Source organism: Virgisporangium aliadipatigenens, from assembly GCF_016863615.1.
Taxonomy (GTDB): Bacteria; Actinomycetota; Actinomycetes; order Mycobacteriales; family Micromonosporaceae; genus Virgisporangium; species Virgisporangium aliadipatigenens.
Window position 1 is genome coordinate 17,608 of record NZ_BOPF01000066.1, and the last position, 18,789, is coordinate 36,396.

Below are 18,789 nucleotides of genomic sequence, written 5' to 3' on the forward strand. Positions count from 1 at the left end.
CAGGGCAGCTGCGCGCCCTGCCGGGAAGACTCCGCTGCCAGATCCGGGGGTGGCCTCAGACGCGGGTCGCCGCGAGCACGCCGACCACGTCGCCGATCACCACCACCGCCGGCGGTTTCACCTGTGCGGCGGCCTCGGCCACCGTTGCCAGCGTGGCGTGCGTGACGTGTTGGACGCTCGTCGTCGCGTCCGCGACCACCGCTGCCGGGGTGTCGCCTGAGCGGCCGCCGGCCATCAGGGCCTCGGCGATCAGTGGGAGGTTCTTCAGGCCCATCAGGACGCAGATGGTGCCCTTGAGCCTGCCGAGGGCGGACCAGTCGACCTTGGACTCCGGGTGGCCGGGGCGCAGGTGTCCGGAGACGACGACCAGTTCGTGGGCGACGCCGCGGTGGGTCACCGGGATGCCGGCCGCCGCCGGAGCGGCCAGCGCGCTGGTCACCCCGGGCACCACGGTCACCGGCACGCCAGCCTCGGCGCATGCGAGCAGTTCCTCGCCGCCGCGGCCGAACAGGTACGGGTCGCCGCCCTTCAGCCGCACGACGCGGTGGCCGGCGAGGGCGCGTTCGACCAGGACGGCGTTGATCTCCTCCTGGGTGCGGGCCGGCCCGTAGGGAATCTTGGAGGCGTCCACCACCTCGACGTCCGGCCGCAGCTCGTCCAGCAGCAGCCCGGGCGCGAGCCGGTCGACGACCACCACGTCGGCGGCCGCGAGGAGGCGCCGGCCCTTCACGGTGATCAGTTCCGGGTCGCCGGGGCCGCCGCCGACGAGTGCCACGGCTCCCTTGCCCCGTTCGGCCTCGCCCGCCGGTTCGTCGGCGGTCGCCAGGTACTCCCGGATCGCGTCGCGCACGGCCACGGCCCGCTTCGGCGCGCCGCCGCCCAGGACGGCGACCGTCACCGGGCCGTGGCGGGTCACGGCCGGCGTCCAGGCGGTCGCGGCGTGGCGGTCGTCGGCGCGCACGCAGAAGACGCGGCGTTCGCGGGCCGCCGCGCTGACGGCCGCCGCCGCGAGCCGGTCGTCGACCGCGACGTGCACCAGCCACGCCCCGTCCACGTCGGACGCCTCGAACCGGCGGTCGATCCAGGTGATCCGGCCGGCGTCGACGAACCCCTGCAGCGCCGGCGTGAGCGCGGGCGACACGAGCACGACCCGCGCGCCGGCGTCCAGCAGGGCCGGCACCCGCCGGGTGGCCACCGATCCGCCGCCGACGACCAGCACCCGAAGGCCCTCGAGTTTCAGCCCCAGCGGATAGAGCACGCCGCTCATGCCGTCGCCTCGCTTCGCTCACCGGCGCCATGAGACGCGGAGCGCACAGTACTGACGATTCGCTCCCGCAAGCGTCCGCTCATGCCGCCGCCTCGCTTCGCTCACCGGCGCCATGAGACGCGGAGCGCACAGTACTGACGATTCGCTCCCGCAAGCGTCCGCTCATTTCTTCGCCACGCCCGCGGAGTCGAACGTCGCCACCTCGCGCAGCACCCGCGCCGCCGCGGCCACCATCGGCACCGCCAGCAGCGCACCGGTGCCCTCACCCAGCCGCAGCCCGAGGTCCACCAGCGGGGTGAGGCCCAGGTGCGCCAGGGCGAGCGAGGCACCCGGTTCGACCGAGCGGTGGCCGGCCACCATGGCGCCCACGGCGTCCGGCGCGAACGCCGCTGCCGCCAGCGCACCCGAACAGGCGATCACGCCGTCCACCACGACCGGCACCCGGCGCGCGGCCGCCCCGAGCATGAACCCGCACAGCGCCGCGTGCTCCAGCCCACCCACGGCGGCCAGAACGCCCAGCGGGTCGGCCGGGTCCGGCCGGCGCAGTTCCAGGGCGGCCCGCACCGCCGCCACCTTGCGCGCGAGGGTCTCGTCGTCGACACCGGTGCCGCGGCCCGTCGCGTCGGCCGGCGTCGCGCCGGTGAACGCGGCCACCAGGGCCGCTGCCGGGGTGGTGTTGCCGATGCCCATGTCACCGCCGACGAGCACGAGCGCACCCCGTTCGACCAGGGTATGGGCGACGGAGATGCCCACCTCGACGGCCGCGCGGGCCTCGTCGCGCGACATGGCCGGCTCCCGGGCGATGTCGCCCGTGCCGGCGCGGACCTTGCGCTGCAGCAGCGCCCCGGCCGGGTCGAGCGGCCCGGCGATGCCCACGTCCACGACGGTGACCGACGCGCCGACCTCCCGCGCGAACGCGTTGACCACCGCACCGCCGGTGACGAAGTTGGCGACCATCTGTGCGGTCACCTCCTGCGGCCAGGGGGTGACGCCCGCCGCGTGCACTCCGTGGTCGCCGGCGAAGATCGCCACTGCGGGATGTGCGGGCTGCGGCGGCGGGCAGGTGCCGGCCAGCCCGGCCAGCCGCACGGAGAGCGCCTCCAGCTCACCGAGCGAACCGGCGGGCTTGGTGAGCCGGGTGTGCAACGCCCGCGCGGCCTCCATCGCCGCGCTGTCCGGGGGACGGATCTCGGCCAGCGTGCTGTCGATCATGTCTCTCCAACCTCCCGGGCCAGGGCCTTCAGAAACGCGTCGCTCGTCGCCGGGTCCCGCACGGCGATCCGCAACCAGTCACCGCCCAGTCCGGGGAACGTGTCCCCGCGGCGCACCGCCCAGCCGCCGCTGCGCAACGCCTCCCGGATCCGCGTGCCGTCGGCCACCCGCACCAACACGAACGAACTGGCCGGCGGTCCGGCGACGACGCAGCCGGGGACGGCGGCGAGTCCGTGGACGAGGTGCGCGCGGTCGGCGGCGAGGCGTTCGGCGATCTCCCGCTCGGCGGCGACGGCGAGCGGTGACGCGCACGCTACCGCAGCGGCGAGCGCCGGGGTGGAGACCGGCCACAGCGGTGCGGCGGAACTCACGCGCGCGATGAGCTCCGGCGCCGCCACCAGGTAGCCGATGCGCAGGCCGGCGAGGCCCCAGGTCTTGGTGAGGCTGCGGGTGACCATGAGGCCGGGCAGGTTCCGGTTGCGCACCAACGATTCCGGCTCGCCCGGGACGGTGTCGGCGAAGGCCTCGTCGACCAGCAGCGCGCGCCCGGGCCGGGCCAGGGCCGCGATGGTCTCCGCGCGGTGCAGCACCGAGGTCGGGTTGGTCGGGTTGCCGAGCACGACCAGGTCGGCGTCCGCCGGCACGGCGCGCGGGTCGAGGGCGAAGTGCGGCTCTTCGAGCAGGACCCTCTCCACGGGAACGCCCGCCGCGCGCAGCGCCGCCTCCGGCTCGGTGAACTGGGGATGCACCACGGCAGCCTTGGCGATCGCCAGCCCGAAGGCCACCATCGTGAACGCCTGCGCGGCACCGGCGGTCAGCAGGATCTCGTCCGGGGTGCGCCCGTGCCGCGCGGCGAGCGCCTCCTTCGCGGCGGTGTCGTCCGGGTAGGCGGCCAGCTCGGTGAGCGACGCGGCGATCGGCGCGGCGAGCCACTCCGGCATCGGTGCGGAACGGACATTGACCGCGAGATCGACCAGACCGGCCGCAACCTCTCGGTCACCGTGGAACCGCAACGCGTCATGCATCTGTTGCCTCGGTTCGCGACAGCGGTGCTCGCAAGCTGCGCTCCTCCCTGCTCACGCAAGGATGATCCTTCATCGGCTCGGAGTGGCGCGACGGGAGATCGGGAGTGGGGGACCGATAATGCCGGTTTGTCCTAGCCTGTAAGCATGGCCGCACCTGTCCGCGCGATCCGGGGCGCCGCGATCCTGCTGCGGACCGGCATCCTCGCGGGCATCGTCGTATCCGCGCTGCTGCTGCCCATCGCCGCGGTCGCCGGGCTCGGGGTGCGCGAGGGCGCCAAGAAGGTCGCCGCCGACCTCGGCATGCTGGACATCGCGCCGCTCTCCCAGGTCACCAAGGTCTACGCCAGCGACGGCAAGAGCCTCATCACGCAGTTCTACGAGGAGTACCGCATCCCCACGACCATCGACGCGATGTCCCCGCACATCCAGAACGCGATCATCGCCGCCGAGGACAACCGCTTCTACGAGCACAACGGCGTCGACATGCGCGGCATCGCGCGGGCGTTCGTCGCCAACCAGCAGGCCGGTGGCGTCTCGCAGGGCGCCTCCACGATCACCATGCAGTACGTGCGCATGTCGCTGCGCGACTCGGCCCGCACGCCCGAGGAGGTGTTCGACGCCACCGAACGCACCCCCACCCGCAAACTGCGCGAGATCCGGCTCTCCATCGACCTGGAGAAGCACCTGTCCAAGACCGAGATCCTCGAGCGCTACCTGAACGCCGCCTACTTCGGCCACCGCGCGTTCGGCGTGCACGCCGCCGCCGAGGTCTACTTCTCCAAGAAGCCCGCCGATCTGACCCCCGCCGAGGCGGCCATGCTCGCCGGGCTGGTGCAGGCGCCGTCGGCGTACGACCCGGCCAAGGAGACACAGGCCCAGGCCGCGCAGAACCGGCGCGACTACGTCCTGCACCGCATGATGACCCTCGGGTACCTCTCTGCCGCCGAGGGCGAGGCCGCCCTGGCCGAACCGCTGCGCCTCAACCTGCACGAGCCGCCGAACGACTGCGGCGACGTACCCCGCGACACGCGGCACTGGGGGTACTTCTGCGACCTGTTCAAGACCTGGTGGGTCAACCACTCCGACACCGGCGGCGACCCGGTCGAACGCCTCGACGCGCTGCGCCGGGGCGGCTACACGATCGTCACCACCCTGGACCCCGGCTTCCAGTGGGTGGCCCAACGGGAGGTGCTCGCCCACCAGCCGACGGGTTCGCCGTTCGCGCTCGGCACCGTCACCGTCGAACCGGGCACCGGCAAGATCTTCACGATGGCCGTGAACCGCGAATACACCCTCGACCAGTCGCACAACGGCCGGCACAGCGATCCCGCCCGGGCCCGCACCGGCCAGGTCGGCACCTACCCCGCGACCGTGAACCCGCTGCTCGGCGGCGGCTGGCTGCCCGGCTACCAGGCCGGCTCGACGTTCAAGATGTTCACGATGCTGGCCGCCCTGGAGAAGGGCATGCCGCTGCACACGGAGATCAACTCGCCGCAGCGGTACCAGTCCAAGTTCAAGGTCGAGTCCGACAGCCCCGCCCGCTGCGGCCTCTACTGGTGCCCCGCGAACGCCTCCGGCAAGATGAGCGGCCGCCACACCATGTGGGGCGGCTTCGGCAAGTCAGTCAACACGTACTTCGTCCAGCTCGAGGAGCAGGTCGGCGCCGAGGCGGCCGTCCGCATGGCCGAACGCCTCGGGCTCACCTGGCACACCGACATCGACAAGCAGCAGGCCGCACCCGAACGGGCCGGCTCGTGGGGCGCGTTCACGCTCGGCGTCGCCGACACCACGCCGCTGGAGATGGCCCTCGCGTACGCCACCGTCGCCGCCGAGGGCATGTACTGCGAGCCGCTGCCCGTCGAGACGATCGCCCTCCCCGGCGCCGAACCGGTCCGGGTCGAACCGACGTGCCGGCGCGCCGTCTCCGAGGACGTCGCCCGGGGAGCGCTCGACGCGGCGCGGTGCGTCACCGGCTACCGGGCCGCCGGTGGGGACTGCGGCGGCTGGTCCACCGCACCCGGCGTGTACAAGCAGGTCGGGCGGCCGATCGCCGGAAAGACGGGCACCACGGACGACAACCGGGCGCTGTGGTTCATCGGGATGGCCCCGGGGCTCGCCTCGGCCAGCTTCATCGCCGATCCCGACAACCCGTTCCACGAGGTGGCCGTCGGCGACCGGACGAAGCCGCGCGACGCGGTCGCGGCGACCATGCGCGAACTGCTCGCGCCGCGGCCGGTGCGGGACTTCGTGCCGCCGTCACCGGCGATCATCGGCAAGCCCAGCCGCCCGGCGCGCACCTACCAGGGCGTCCCGTCCGGCCCCCGGGTCCGCAATGCCCCGCCGGTACGCCCCCGCTCGGTCCCGCCGGTCCGCGTGCTCCCGCCGGACTGACCTTGCGCGATCTTGAAGTTGTGGCGCCCGTTTCGGGGGCCTCGGCGGTGTTTTGTCCGCGCCACAACTGCAAGATCGGCGCGGCTCAGACGCCCGCCGGGGCCTTCAGGTCGGCGCTCACCAGCGACCAGACCTCCACGTCGGTCCGGCCGCTGTACACGTGCCCGGCGTTGCGGAGCACTCCCTCGAACGTGAACCCGGCCTTCTCCGCCACCCGCCGGCACGCGGTGTTACCGGCCGAGATGCGCAGCTCCACGCGTTCGAACCCGTGCTCGCACAGCAGCGCGATCGCCAGCGCGTCGATCGCCTCCCCGGCCACCCCGAAGCCCCGCGCGTCCGGCGCGATGGACACCGACGCCTCCGTGGAACGCGCCACCCAGTCCGTGCGTCGCGTCCAGACACAGCCGACCAGCCGGCCGTCCTCGCGGCGCACCACGCCGTAGTGGTCGCCGTCGCCGAGATCGCGGCGTTCGGACGCCAGTTCGGTGCACCAGGCGAGGCCGTCGATCGGGCCGTACTCCTGCGGCACCGGCAGCCACCGCTGGGTGCGCGGGTCGGCGAAGATCTCGGTGACCGCCTTCGCGTCGTCCGCGCCCAACTGGCGCAGCAGCAGCCGTGGCGTCGACACGATCAGGCGGGGGAACCGCCGCACGGCGACCGGCCATCCGGTCGCGTTCATCGCCGCATCCCGCCCATGTGCGCACACCTCGTCGTGTTCGTGCCGGCGCGTGGAAGTATCGCCCGCCCGCCGTTCAACGGCGCGCGCAAGGTCAGGTTCTTGTCCGAGCGGGCACCCGGCAGGGTCACGCGGTGTCCACCGGGCGGGCGCGGTTGCGCGGTTCCTCGTCCGGGTCGCGCACCAGGACCGTCGGCGCGTCGTCGGCGAGCCGCGTGGTCGGGGTGTCCCCGTCGCCCCGATCCTGCTCGTCCCCGGCGCCGTCGGACCCGGCGGGCCGGGTCGTGGGCTGGGTCGTGGGCCGCGTCGTGGGCTCGCCCGCCGCCCGGCTCGCAGACGCCGGGCCCGACGCGGAGCCCGCGGACCCGGTGTGCGCCGCCGCACCCGCTGTCCCCGTTGCGCCCGTGGGCGCGGGACCCGACGCGGCGGACAGCGGCGCCGCCGGCCCGTTGGGAGCCGCGACACCGGGAGAGCCCGGCCGACCCACCGCTGCCGGCTCCGACGCCGGAGTTACCGGCGCCGCCGAGCCGGCAGAGCCTGCGGCACCAGCGGGAGTCGCCGGGGTGGCGGGCGAAGGCCGGCCGGCCGGCGACGCCGTGGGCGCGGCCTGATCCGAGGCGGCGCTCCGCGCGGGCGGTGCGCCTTCCGTATGCGGCCCGGCGGCCGGTGCGCCACCGGACGGAGTGACAGGAGCGGCCGCCGCTGCCGAGCCCTCGAATGCGGGCGGCGCCGACGACGGTGCGGCAGGCACCCGCGACGCTCCCGAAGTGGCGGCCGCCGGCGACCCGGCCGGCGTCACGGGAGCGGATGCCGGGGCGGCCGGCGTGACCGGCGCGGAGGCCGGCGCGGCCGACTCCACCCGGGCGGATCCGGCGGCCGGCGACGCCTCGGACGCGCCCGACCGACCCGACGGCGCGATCAACGACCCCACCGTCGGCAGCTCCGGCCACCCGAGATGCGACCCCGTCGTTCCCCTGCCGGCGGCCGGCGCCGAGGCCGAAGCGGGAGCGGTCACCACCCCGGGATGGGTCTGCGCCAGCCCGACCGGTGACGCCGCCGGAGCCGGCGAGACCGGCGCGGGCGCCGAGACCGCCCGGGACCCGGCGGGCGCGGAAGCGGTCCCCGAAGCCGAAGCGGGCACCGGGGCAGAGGCGGAGGCGGGCCCGAAGGCCGGCGTCACCGGCGCCGAGGCCGGGGTGGCGGCGGGCGCGGGTTCCTTGGTGAGGACCGGTGCCGGCCGGCCGGCCGAATCCGACGCGTGCGCCGCCGCGATCTCCTCCGCCGACATGACGTCCGACTGCTCGGGCGCGACGATCGCGGAGACCGGCAGCTCCTTCGGCCGCATGTAGCCGCTGTGGTCGACCGGCCCCCAGGCCGGCCCGGCCGCCGGCTGCGGTTCGGGACCGGCCGCGGCGGCCGCGAGCCGAGTGGCGATCTGCGGCGAACCCGCCCAGTGCACCGAAAGGTAGGAGGCGTGGATCGCGCCCTGCACGTACCCCTCGGGATGCCCGCCGGCCCACTGCCACGCGGCCCGGCTCCCGGAACGGGGCGTGACCAGTGTGCGGTGCAGCTTGTGGCCGACGACCGTGGCCCCGCGCCGGTGCAGGATCGAGTCGGCGGCGGCGGTCGCCTCGCGGTACCCGACGACGTACCGGTCGGCGCTGCGCGCACTGCCGTCGAGAACGCCGCACATCGGCCGCCCGTCGAGTTCGCGCATGAGCCACACGAGGCCCGCGCCCTCGGCCACGACCGGACGGCCGGAACGGGCCAGCGCCCGCACCTCCTCCCGCAGCCGCTCATTGGCGGAGAGCTGGTCGGCGTACGACTCGGGCAGGCCGCCCGGCACCACGAGCCCGTCCGTTCCCTCGGGAAGCCGCTCGTCGCGCAGCGGGTCGAACGACACCACGTCCGCACCCGCGGCCCTGATCAGCTCCGGCGTCTCGGGGTATCCGTACCGGGACGCCACGGCGATCAGCGGCCGCCGGTGCAGCACGTGCGGCCGGGCGAGGTCGCCGGAGGAGAGGGCGTCGACCAGCGCGCCCTCGGGCGACCACGGCTCGGCGGACATCTGCGGCGCCGAACGCGCGAGCATCAGCGCCCGGTCGAGGTCGACCGACGCGGTCATCAGCTCACCGAGGCGGCGCACCCCGCGCAGTGCCTCCAGGCCGCGCTGAACGGCGGGCGCGAGCCCGTGCTCACGCGGCGGCAGCGCGCTGCCGCCCGGCCCCAGGGTCGCGAGGTCCGAACGGCGGATCGACCCGAGCACCGGCACGCCGATGTCGGCGAGCGACTCGCGCAGCAGGTGTTCGTGGCGGCTGGACATGACGCGGGTGAGGATGACGCCGCCGAGCCAGAGCAGTTCGTCGTACGAACGGAAGCCGTGCACCACGGCCGCGGCCGACTGGCCCATGGCGCCGACGTCGACCACGAGGATGACCGGCGCGCGCAGCAGGCCGGCGATCTGGGCGGTGGACTCCCCGTCGGTGCGGCTGGTCAGCCCGTCGAAGAGGCCCATGGTCCCCTCGACGACGGAGATCTCGGCACCGGCCGCCCCGTGGGCGAACAGCGGGCCGATGCGCGACGCGCCGACGAGCCGCGGGTCGAGGTTGCGTCCCGGGCGGCCGGCGGCGAGGCCGAGGTAGGCGGCGTCGACGTAGTCCGGCCCCACCTTGAACCCGGTGGCCCGCAGGCCCCGCGCCGCGAACGCCGCCAGCAGGCCGACCGACACCGCGGTTTTCCCGTGCCCGGACGACGGGGCGCTGATCACGAGCCGCGGGATGGCGCCCATCGATGGTCCTTCCGATGTACGGATATGCCTCAGCGCCCGAAATGCCGCCGGGCGCCGCCCGGCACGATACCGAATCGATGCCACAGACTTGCGCCGTCGCCACTTCCGACGCACCACCGCCCGGCGTCTCCCGGGCATCGCCATAGACTCGGCGCGTGTACCGGTTCCTGCTGACCCCGCGCTGGCTGGGGTTGGCCGCGCTCACGCTGGTGCTGGCCGGCGTGATGGTGGGCCTCGGCGACTGGCAGCTGCACCGGTACCGGGACCGTTCGGCGATCAACGAACGGGTGGACGCGGCCACACACGCCACCCCGGTGCCGGTCGTCGACGTGCTGCCGGTCGGTGCCGCGCCCGCCGCGGAGCGGCGGTACACCCGGGTGACGCTGGTGGGGAAGTTCGACCCGGGCAACGAGATCCTGGTGCGCAGCCGCACCGTCGGCGGCAGCGTCGGGTTCGAGGTGTTGACGCCGCTGGTGCTGGCCGACGGTTCGGCGGTGCTGGTCGACCGGGGCTGGGTGCCGCCGGCCCGCGAGTCGGCCTCGGCGGATCCGCGGGTCCCGGCGGCGCCGATCGGCGAGGTCTCGCTGACCGGGGTCGTCTTTCTGCCGGAGCGGGCCACCGGCACCGTCGAGCGCCGCGACGGCCGCCTGCACGTGCGCCGCATCTCCCCGACGCAGTTGGCGTCCGCGCTGCCCTACCCGGTCCGCGGCGGTTACGTCGTGGTCGACCAGGAGGGTCTCCGCCAGATTCCGGTGGAACATGAGAACGCCTGGCAGAACGGCGGATACGTGGTGCAGTGGTGGGCGTTCGCCCTGCTGACCCTGTACGGCTACGGGTATCTGGCCCGGCGGGAGGCGCGGGAACGCTCAGGCGTGGTGGATGGCGCGGACCGTGTCGATCGTGTCGGCGTCGGCGGCTGACTTGTCCTCGCGGTAGCGCAGCACCCGGGCGAAGCGCAGCGCCACACCCCCCGGGTAGCGCGGCGAGGTCTGCACCCCGTCGAACGCGATCTCCACGACCAGCTCGGGCCGGACCGTCACGACCCACTCCCCCTTGTCGACGGCGAGCGCGAGCAGGCGTTCGGTCTGCCAGCGCAGCAGCTCGTCGGTGAGCCCCTTGAACGTCTTGCCGAGCATCACGAAGCCGCCCGTCCGCGGATCGCGGGCGCCCAGGTGCAGGTTGGACAGCCAGCCCTTGCGCCGCCCGCTCCCCCACTCGACGGCGAGAACGACCAGGTCGAGTGTGTGCCTCGGCTTGACCTTGACCCACGCGGCGCCGCGCCTACCCACGTCGTACGGCGCGGCGGCGGCCTTGATGACCAGCCCCTCCTGCCCGGCGGCGAGGGCGGCGGTCCATGCCGTGTCGGCGTGCCCGGGCTCGGTGACACGCGTGCGCGCGACCAGGACGTCGGCCGGGGCCACCCCGGTCAGCGCCGTCCAGCGGTCGGTCAGCGGCGCGTCGAGCAGGTCCCCACCGTCGAGATGCAGAACGTCGAAGAAGTACGGCCGGACCAGCGGTGCCCCGTCGCGGCGGGCGGCCCGGGCGGCGGTCTCCTGGAACGGCAGCGGCCGCCCGTCGGGCCCGACGCCGAGCGCCTCCCCGTCCAGGACGACGGTCTCGACGGGCATCGCGTGAACGGCCTCCACGACGGCCGGCACGCGCGCGGTGATGTCGTCGAGGCTGCGCGACCAGACGGAGACGGCGTCGCCGCTGCGGTGCACCTGGATGCGGATGCCGTCCAGCTTCTCGTCGGCGTATGCGGGCATGCCGGTCGCCTCCAGCGCACCCGCGACGTCCGGAGCGCTGCTGGCCAACATCGGGGCGAGCGGGCGTCCCACGTTCAACGAGAAGGCAGTGAGATCACCACCGGTGAGGGCGACGGCCGCGACCTCCTTGAGATCACCCGCCAGCAGCAGCGCCCGGCGGACCTGCGCGGGCGGGACCCCGGCGGCGGCCGCGACGGCGTCGGCGAGAAGGCCGAGTTGGGCGCCTTGCCGCAGCTCGCCGCTCAGCAGGCCGACCAGCACGCGTTGCTCGTCGGCGGTCGCGGCGGCGAGCAGGTCGTGCAGCCGGCGGCGGCGCTCCACCTGGGAACCGGGGCCGGTCAGGTCGGCGAACCCGGCGATGCGGGTGTCGACGTCGTCGACGCGGAGCGTCGGTGTGTCGGCGGCCGGTGGTCGCTCGCGGAGGCTGGCCCAACCGACGCCGGTGTTGCGTTGGCGCAGGTCACCGGCGAGATAGGCGGCGCCGGCGCGGAGCACCCGAGGATCGCGGGTGTCGGCGGCGAGCCGGCGCAGGCAGTCGGCGAGCAGTGCGGTCTTGGTGCGGCGCGAACTCGTCGCCGCGACGGCGGCCGAGGTCGCCGCGATGTCGGCGAAGAGCACGGGACCATCATGTCCCCGCCGTACGACAGAAAACGCGCTTCTAGGCGGCGTAGGCCTCTTCGACCGCGCACAGGCACCAGCACATCCGGCCCACGGCGGTCTCCGGGTGGTCGCCGTACTCCTCGGCCACCCGGGCGGCGAGCCCGCGCAGGCCGTAGCGGCGCACGTTCTCCGAGACGGTCCGCCGGACGTCGTCCGGTGACAGCGGATCCGACCGTTGCAGGTCGGACACGAACAGCGCCTCGGCGCGCAGGCTCTGGATCTCTTCCCCCGACATGGCGTGTCCCCCTTCTCGAACTGCCCTACGTTGGTTTCGTCACTAGACAACCGCCGGATTGGTGTGCGGACGACGCACGCCAGGTGCGAGTCGGTGAGCACGGGCGAGGTTGACCGATCGGGGGACACGGCGCGTTGCCGGAACACGCACCATTGGTGACGTGCTGACCGTAGGTGACCGCAGTCCAGTCCGGCGTGTGCCGGTCTGGCTCTGGTTCGTGTCGGCGTGTGCCGCGGTAATGGTCGCGTACTTCACGGTGCCGCTCGGCAATGCCAGCAACCTGCTGTACACCACGGTGTCGGCGATGACGACGCTCGCGTTGGCCGTGGGAGTGGTCAAGCGCCGGCCGGCCGCCTGGTCGGCGTGGGTGATGATCGCCCTCGGACAGGCCTCGTACACGTTCGCCGACGGGCTGTACTACCTCCTGCAGAGCGTCAGCGGCGAGATCCCGTACCCGGGCCCGCCGGACGTGTTCTACCTGCTGGCGTACCCGCTGCTCGCGGCCGGGCTGGTGGTGCTGGTGCGCCGCCGCACGCCGCTGTGGCAGTCGGCGACGCTGATCGACGCCACCGTCGTCGGCACCGCGGCCACGCTGCTGTGGTGGGTGTACGTGCTGCACCCGATCTCCACCGCGGCCGCCGGTTCGTCGTTGGAGAACCTCATCTCGGTCGCGTACCCGGTGCTCGACATCCTGATCTTCGTGGTGGCGCTGCGCCTGATGCTCGGCGCCGGCACCCGCAACACCGCGTACTACCTGATCATCGGCAGCCTCGGCCTCATGCTGGTCGCCGACACCGTCTACGCGGTCGCCAACTTCGCCGACACCTGGATGGAACACACCTGGGTCGACGGCGTGTGGCTCGCCTCCTACGCCCTGCTCGGCGCCGCCGGCCTGCACCCCTCGATGCGCCGCCTCGACGAGAAGGCCACCGTGCCGGCTCCGGACGCGACGAGCAGCCGGGTGGCCGTTCTCGCCGTGGCGTCGCTGGTGGGGCCGGTCGTGCTGTTCATCGAGCACCTGCGCGGGCGGGACGGGGACGTGCCGGCGCTGGCCGTCGGCTGCGCGGTGATGTTCCTGCTGGTGCTGCTGCGCATGGCCGGGGTCCTGGCCACCACCCGGATCGAGGCCACCACCGACGCGCTGACCAGGGTGTACAGCCGGCGCTTCTTCTCGGAGAGCCTGCGCGTCGAGCTCGAACGCGCCAACCGTTCGCACGGCACCGTCGGCCTGATCCTCATCGACGTCGACCACTTCAAACAGATCAACGACACGTACGGCCATCCCGCGGGCGACCGCGTCCTCGTGGAGCTCGCCCGCCGGTTGCGTGCCATCAGCCGGCCCGGCGACATCCTGGCGCGCATCGGCGGCGAGGAGTTCGCGATGGTGCTGCCGAGTGCCGACGCGGCCAGGGCCGTGTCGCTGGCCGAACGGGTGCGCCGCTTCGTGTCGGCGACGCCGTTCCTGCTGGGGGACCCGAAGATGCTGTCCGTGACGGTGTCGGTCGGGGTGGCCGTCTCCCCCGGTGACGGCGTCGAGGACACGGAGCTGATCCGCGCCGCCGACCAGGCGCTGTACGCCGCCAAGCGGGGCGGGCGCAACCGGGTCGTGGCGAGCACGGCCGCGACGCCGCCCACGCCCGTCGGCCCCGTCCCGGCCCCCCGCACGGCCGCCGCCGCCGCATGATCGCTACTTCTTACGGAAAGGGTGGCGCTGGATCGCGCCTTTCCGTAGAACGTCGCGATCATGAAGCCGGCGGGCCGTTCCACATCCTCATCAGCTCCGTCACCCGCTCGGGCGGGACGGCCGCCGCGTACAGGTACCCCTGCACCCACGGGCACTCCTGCGCCAACAGCGCCGCCGCCTGATCCGGGGTCTCGACCCCCTCTGCGATCGTCACCAGATCCAGCCCCGCCGCGAGCTGCAGGACCGCGCCGGTCACGTGCCGCTGCCGCCCCTTCCCCACGGTGAACGACCGGTCCAGCTTCAACACGTCCACCGGCAACGTCATCAGGTACGACAGCGACGAGTAGCCCGTCCCGAAGTCGTCGACGGCGATGCGCACCCCGTGCGTGCGCAGCCGCCGCAGGTCGTCCAGCGCCGTTCCGGCGTCGGTGATCAGCGTGGACTCGGTCAGTTCGATGATCAGCGCGCGGCCGGGCACCCCGGCCGACTCCATCGCGGCGAGCACCCGGTCGGCGAAGTCCGCCTCGTGCAGCTGGTGCGCGGAGAGGTTCACGGTGACGGCGACGCCGTACCGGTCGTACCAGCCGCGCACCTGCGCCAGCGCACAGGTGAGGATCCACCAGCCGATCGGCACGATCAGCCCGGTCTGCTCCGCCACCGGGATGAACTCCACCGGCGACACCCGTTCGCCGTCCGGCCGCCGCCAGCGCAGCAGCCCCTCAGCGGCGACCATGCGGCCGGTGGCCAGTTCGACGACGGGTTGGTAGTGCAGCTCCAGCTCGCCGCGCTTGAGCGCGTGGCGCAGCCCTTCGGCCAGTTCGTTGCGGCGGATGAGCTTGGCCCGCAGCTCCGGCCGGAACGTCATCACCCGGTCCCGCCCGGCCGCCTTCGCCGCGTACAGGGCCAGGTCGGCGTCGCGCAGCGCCGCGGCGGGCTGCCCGCCGGCCCGCACGGTCACCAGGCCGGCGCTGGCGGTGAGCACGAGTTCGCGTTCGTTGATCCGGTACGGCGGGCGCAGCGCGGCGAGCGCGCGTCGGGCCGCCGCCTCCCCCTCCCCGGGCGGGAAGATCGCCGCGAACTCGTCCCCGCCCGGCCGGGCGATCAGTCGCGCCCCGCCGAGCGCCGCCCGCAGCCGCCCGGCCGCCTCCATCAGCAGCGCGTCGCCGACGACGTGCCCGTGCGCGTCGTTGACCTCGGCGAACCCGTCCAGGTCAAGCAGCAGCAGGTCGCCGTCGCGGGCACCGGCCCCGAGCCGGGTCAGCAGCGCGGAGCGGCTGGCCAGTCCGGTCAGCGGGTCGTGGGTGGCGCGGTGGCGCAGTTCGTCGCGGAGGGCGTCGAGGTGGGCGAGATCCGCCGAGGCGCGGCCGAGCAGCGAGGCGACCGTGCCGAGGCGCACCACGAGCAGGAGTCCGACGGCGGCGCCGAGCAGCGCCGGTATGACCGTTCCCGGAGGTGCTCCGGGGACCAGGACCGGGACGATCGGGACCGCCACCGCGAGCGAGGCGAAGACCATCAGGCGCCGCCGCGACCACGCCGGGTCGGCCGCGCGCCGCTCGGGCTCCGCGGCCGGGTGCAGGGCCGCCCCCGCCAGCGCAAATGCGGCAAGCATCCAGAGAACATCCGGAGTACGGCCGCTCGCGAAATCCGTGAAACCGCCGCCGAGGACGCTGATCACGTACGTGAGGTCGCCCACGACCAGCGCGGAGGCCCCGCCCGCGAGCAGAACGTGCGCCGCCGGAGGCCGCCGCCCGAACCCGACGAGCCGCAGCGTGGCCGCCATGACGACGAGCCCCAGCAGCACGTATCCGCAGCCGGCGGCGATCTCGACCGGGCTCACACCCGGCGTCCGGACGAACGGCCCCACCACGAACATCCACGCCGGAATCGCCGCGACGCCGGTGACCAGGGTGGCGTCGACGGCCGCGCCGGGTGGATCGCCGCCCCGCGCCCGCGCGATGACCACGAACCCGGCCGCCAGCAGCGGATACTGCGCCAGGAACGCCACCCCGGTCCACGACGGCTGCGCGGGCCCACCGGCGGCGGCCTCGATCCCGTTCCAGTACACGGCGGCGCCCACCCACGACGCCCGCCCGAGCACGATCAGGATCCACCCGCGCAGCTCGTCCGGCCGCCGCCCGAACAGCGCGACCGAGGTGAAGCCCAGCGCGACGAGGTAGCCCAGCGACCCGGCGAGCTGCCCCACGGGATCCGGCAGGAACCCGGCCATGAACCCCACGGGAACGCCTGCGGCGGCCACGCCGGCCCAGCCCCACCGCCGCAGCACCCCGTCGACGGCCGCTGCGCCGCCGGCCCCGCGTGCGGCCGGCGCTTCCCGACTCAGCGGCGCGTCGCCGGCCTCCCGAGCGGAACGACCGCTGCGCCCCTGCCGGGCCGGCTCCCGCACCCCAGCACTGCCACGCGTCTCTCCGCCGGCACCCCGGTCGGGCGACCCGGCTGCACCCCCGGTCGGCCGATCGCGCAGGTCACCGGGACGCGAACCCGTGACGCCGCCCACCGGCGAACCCGAGCGGCCCGCCCCCCGCTCACCAGGCCCGGCCTGCGCCCCGACCGGCCGCCCGGCTCCGTCACGGCCCCGCACCGCCGACCGCCCACGGCCACCGGCCGCACGATCCCGCAGCCCGGCCCCGCCCTCGACACGCCGATCGGCTCCGTCACCCTCACGCGCCGCCGACCGCCCACGCCCGCTCGACTCCCGATCCGGCAGCCCGGCTCCGCCCTCGGCGGGCCGACCGGGACCGTCACCGTCGCGCACGGCCGACCTCCCACGGCCACCCGCTGCACGATCGCGCGGCGCCTCCGGGACAGCCCGCTCGCCACCGGGCGAATCGCCACCGGCCGGCCCGGCACCGGCGCCCGCCGGCCGCTCGTCAACGCCGGCGTCACCGTCACGCGGCGCACCACCACCGGCTCGCCGCGACTCCCCGCCGGTCCCGTCGAACGCGCGCCGCACCGCCTCCCGCCCGGCCGACACGCCCCGGGCGGCGGCGTCCGCGGGTTCATCGCCGGTCGGCCACTCGTCCGCGACGACACCGATCGCGCCGGCCTCGACCATGCCGGACCAGTCGGGAAGGACCTCGTCGCCGGCCCACGGGGCGGAGCGCGCCGCGCCGTCGACAGCGTCGCGGGCAGCACCGGCAGGTCCGCCGCCCGCCGCCCCGGCCCGCGCCGGGAGGCCCTCATCGCCGACCGCCACGGCCGCCTGCCCGGAGGAGAAGGCCCCGCCGCCGGTGCCGTGGACCGCACCGGCAGGGCCGCCGGACCGCGCCGAGCGGGCGTCGTCGGGGACGCGCGCGGGCCCGTCGTCGGCGGGACCCGGCAGGGCGGGCGGGGCCTCGGTGCGGGCGTTCCCGCGCGGGCGGGGTCGGGGACGACGGCGGGGTGCACCGGCGGTGTCGTCCGGTCCGCCCCGGTGCTGTGCCGCCACCACGTTCTCCCGCCGATCGTCCGGACCCGCCTCGTGACGTAGTCGGACTAAATACTAAATAGGTACGAAACCACTCTTATCGGACTCGCCAGGAAAACGAAAGGCCGCGCCGGGTGGAAACGAGCCCACCCGACGCGGCCGCGTCACGTTCACACTGCTCAGATCGGCTGAGCACCCTTCCAGCCGAATCCCGACTCGACGACGACACGCTCGGCGGCGGTGCCGATCCCGTCCGCGAAGCGGTTCGCGTGGTGGCCGCAGAAGGTGAGTTCCCCTCCACCGGCCAGGCCGATCTTGACCTTGCCCGCAGCCCCGCAGCGGTCGCAGCGGTCCGTCAGCTCGGCAGCGACGGTGACGGTCGCGCGGGTAGCCATGCTCTGCGTCATTGCGCCCTCCAAGGTTGTCGGCGGCGTCGCCGCGGCCGGTTGACGATTCGACACCAAACGTACGATCGCGGGCTTTTGCCAGGGAAGTTCGAGACCGGTCGCATTCGGCTGCCGTTAGGTTGCCGCCGCCCGCAACCCGGCCGGAGCCACCGATCCGTTCGGCGTTACCGGTGTGGGTAACCGCCCGACAGCGAACCGGCCTCCGAACCCGTGTCACGCGGCCCCACCTGCACCGGCACCGATCCCGCAACCGACCCGCCCGCACCTGCGAAAAGGCGCTCCACGCGCAGATGTCCACTGTGGACGGAGCCCGGCACCGCAACGGCAACGGAGCGCGAACCGGGGGCGCTCCCGGCGGCCCGGATGGTTCTCGTTGTCCAGCCAAGCGGACTTCGAGGAGAAGCCCCCATGACTGCCACCGCAGGTAGCCGCAAGCCCGTCAACCGCCCGTCGACCTCCCGGATGATCACCCGCCGGGTTCTTCCCGTGGTGGCGACGTCGCTTGCCCTCGGTGGCAGCGTCTTCCTCGCCGGGAACGCGTTCGCCGCCGACGCCACCGAGCTGAAGGTGACCGCCGCCGAGGACTCCTACACCTCCAGCGCCCGGCCGACGTTCACGTTCGGCGGCAGCGACTCGATCGTCGCCGGCCAGAACGGCACCGACCGCATGGCCGCGTTCCTCAAGTTCACGGCGCCGGCGACGCCCTCCGGCAAGGCGCTGTCCAAGGTGGAGCTGAGGCTCACCCGCGACAAGAACCCGCTGCCGGGCGCCGTCGCGCTGAAGAAGGTCGCCGGCACCGGCTGGACCCAGAAGGCGCTGAACGCCGGCAACGCCCCGGCCGTCGGTGCGACCGTCGGGACGGCCACGCCGGCCGCCACGGCCGCCACCGTGTCGTTCGACCTGACGAGCACCGTGACGTCGGCCGGCACCTACGCCTTCGCCGTGACGGCCACGCAGAAGGACGCGATCGCGCGGTTCGCCTCGACCGAGGCCGCCACCGCGGCGAGCCGGCCGCAGCTGGTGTTCACCTACCGCAGCACGCCCGCTGCGACGCCGTCCAAGCCGGTTACCCCGCCCACCACGCCGACCGGCCCGAACTCCGGCTGCACGGTCGACGCGAAGCTCGTGCCCTCGTGCAACATCCTGTGGGGCGCGGCCGCCGGCGGCTTCTCCGACACCCCGCGCGACGAGGCCCTGAAGCAGTGGGAAGCCAAGTCCGGCCGGACCGCGTCGATCTACCACACCTACCACCGC

13 protein-coding genes are annotated in these 18,789 nt (G+C 74.3%); 4 read left to right on the plus strand and 9 right to left on the minus strand.

The genetic code is table 11. From position 1 onward, the window contains the following. Positions 1-55: 55 nt before the first annotated feature. From cobA to cobC, 3 genes are all read right to left on the minus strand, one after another. Positions 56-1,267 carry a uroporphyrinogen-III C-methyltransferase gene (gene cobA / locus Val02_RS45240; protein ID WP_203905564.1) on the minus strand — a complete coding sequence of 404 codons (1,212 nt, stop codon included), beginning with the start codon at positions 1,265-1,267 and terminating at the stop codon, positions 56-58. A gap of 162 nt (positions 1,268-1,429) precedes the next feature. Then, entirely contained in the window at positions 1,430-2,479 is a 1,050-nt protein-coding gene (gene cobT, locus Val02_RS45245) for a nicotinate-nucleotide--dimethylbenzimidazole phosphoribosyltransferase (RefSeq protein ID WP_203905565.1), read from the minus strand. After that, positions 2,476-3,504 (minus strand): Rv2231c family histidinol phosphate aminotransferase CobC, encoded by a 1,029-nt coding sequence (gene cobC / locus Val02_RS45250; RefSeq protein ID WP_203905566.1) that lies wholly within the window; start codon positions 3,502-3,504, stop codon positions 2,476-2,478. Before cobC ends, cobT begins: the two co-directional genes overlap by 4 nt. A gap of 144 nt (positions 3,505-3,648) precedes the next feature. On the opposite strand from cobC, the gene Val02_RS45255 reads away from it, so the two are divergent. Next, positions 3,649-5,895, plus strand: coding sequence for a transglycosylase domain-containing protein (locus Val02_RS45255; protein WP_203905567.1), 2,247 nt, complete (start codon positions 3,649-3,651; stop codon positions 5,893-5,895). An 85-nt stretch (positions 5,896-5,980) separates the two neighbouring features. On the opposite strand, the gene Val02_RS45260 is transcribed toward Val02_RS45255, so the two are convergent. After that, positions 5,981-6,574 (minus strand): GNAT family N-acetyltransferase, encoded by a 594-nt coding sequence (locus tag Val02_RS45260; protein ID WP_203905568.1) that lies wholly within the window; start codon positions 6,572-6,574, stop codon positions 5,981-5,983. Positions 6,575-6,698: 124 nt separating this feature from the next. Beyond that, positions 6,699-9,359 (minus strand): cobyrinic acid a,c-diamide synthase CobB, encoded by a 2,661-nt coding sequence (locus Val02_RS45265; protein ID WP_203905569.1) that lies wholly within the window; start codon positions 9,357-9,359, stop codon positions 6,699-6,701. A 155-nt stretch (positions 9,360-9,514) separates the two neighbouring features. On the opposite strand from Val02_RS45265, the gene Val02_RS45270 reads away from it, so the two are divergent. Then, complete coding sequence (locus Val02_RS45270) at positions 9,515-10,279, plus strand: SURF1 family cytochrome oxidase biogenesis protein (RefSeq protein ID WP_239153820.1); 765 nt, start codon at positions 9,515-9,517, stop codon at positions 10,277-10,279. Here the strand turns inward: Val02_RS45270 and Val02_RS45275 are convergent. After that, positions 10,226-11,743: an ATP-dependent DNA ligase gene (locus Val02_RS45275; protein ID WP_203905570.1), complete on the minus strand. Its 1,518-nt coding sequence runs from the start codon at positions 11,741-11,743 to the stop codon at positions 10,226-10,228. The genes Val02_RS45270 and Val02_RS45275 overlap by 54 nt on opposite strands. Before the next feature lie 40 nt (positions 11,744-11,783). Then, on the minus strand, positions 11,784-12,020 hold the full coding sequence (locus tag Val02_RS45280) for a hypothetical protein (RefSeq protein ID WP_203905571.1): 237 nt from the start codon (positions 12,018-12,020) through the stop codon (positions 11,784-11,786). Between the two features lie 196 nt (positions 12,021-12,216). Between Val02_RS45280 and Val02_RS45285 the strand changes: the two genes are divergently transcribed. Continuing rightward, positions 12,217-13,704 (plus strand): GGDEF domain-containing protein, encoded by a 1,488-nt coding sequence (locus Val02_RS45285; RefSeq protein ID WP_203905572.1) that lies wholly within the window; start codon positions 12,217-12,219, stop codon positions 13,702-13,704. A 58-nt stretch (positions 13,705-13,762) separates the two neighbouring features. On the opposite strand, the gene Val02_RS45290 is transcribed toward Val02_RS45285, so the two are convergent. Then, entirely contained in the window at positions 13,763-17,149 is a 3,387-nt protein-coding gene (locus Val02_RS45290) for an EAL domain-containing protein (protein WP_203905573.1), read from the minus strand. A 158-nt stretch (positions 17,150-17,307) separates the two neighbouring features. Continuing rightward, a complete protein-coding gene (locus Val02_RS45295; RefSeq protein WP_203905574.1) occupies positions 17,308-17,535 on the minus strand; it encodes a DUF7455 domain-containing protein in 228 nt (75 codons plus the stop codon). Between the two features lie 408 nt (positions 17,536-17,943). Between Val02_RS45295 and Val02_RS45300 the strand changes: the two genes are divergently transcribed. Further along, a partial coding sequence (locus tag Val02_RS45300) for a CBM96 family carbohydrate-binding protein (protein ID WP_203905575.1) occupies positions 17,944-18,789 on the plus strand: 846 nt, incomplete at its 3' end.

Bases quoted from the DNA above. Each gene is read 5' to 3' on its own strand.
- cobA (WP_203905564.1), bottom strand. From the start codon at position 1,267: ATGAGCGGCGTGCTCTATCCGCTGGGGCTGAAACTCGAGGGCCTTCGG.
- cobT (WP_203905565.1), bottom strand. From the start codon at position 2,479: ATGATCGACAGCACGCTGGCCGAGATCCGTCCCCCGGACAGCGCGGCG.
- cobC (WP_203905566.1), bottom strand. From the start codon at position 3,504: ATGCATGACGCGTTGCGGTTCCACGGTGACCGAGAGGTTGCGGCCGGT.
- Val02_RS45255 (WP_203905567.1), top strand. From the start codon at position 3,649: ATGGCCGCACCTGTCCGCGCGATCCGGGGCGCCGCGATCCTGCTGCGG.
- Val02_RS45260 (WP_203905568.1), bottom strand. From the start codon at position 6,574: ATGAACGCGACCGGATGGCCGGTCGCCGTGCGGCGGTTCCCCCGCCTG.
- Val02_RS45265 (WP_203905569.1), bottom strand. From the start codon at position 9,359: ATGGGCGCCATCCCGCGGCTCGTGATCAGCGCCCCGTCGTCCGGGCAC.
- Val02_RS45280 (WP_203905571.1), bottom strand. From the start codon at position 12,020: ATGTCGGGGGAAGAGATCCAGAGCCTGCGCGCCGAGGCGCTGTTCGTG.
- Val02_RS45295 (WP_203905574.1), bottom strand. From the start codon at position 17,535: ATGACGCAGAGCATGGCTACCCGCGCGACCGTCACCGTCGCTGCCGAG.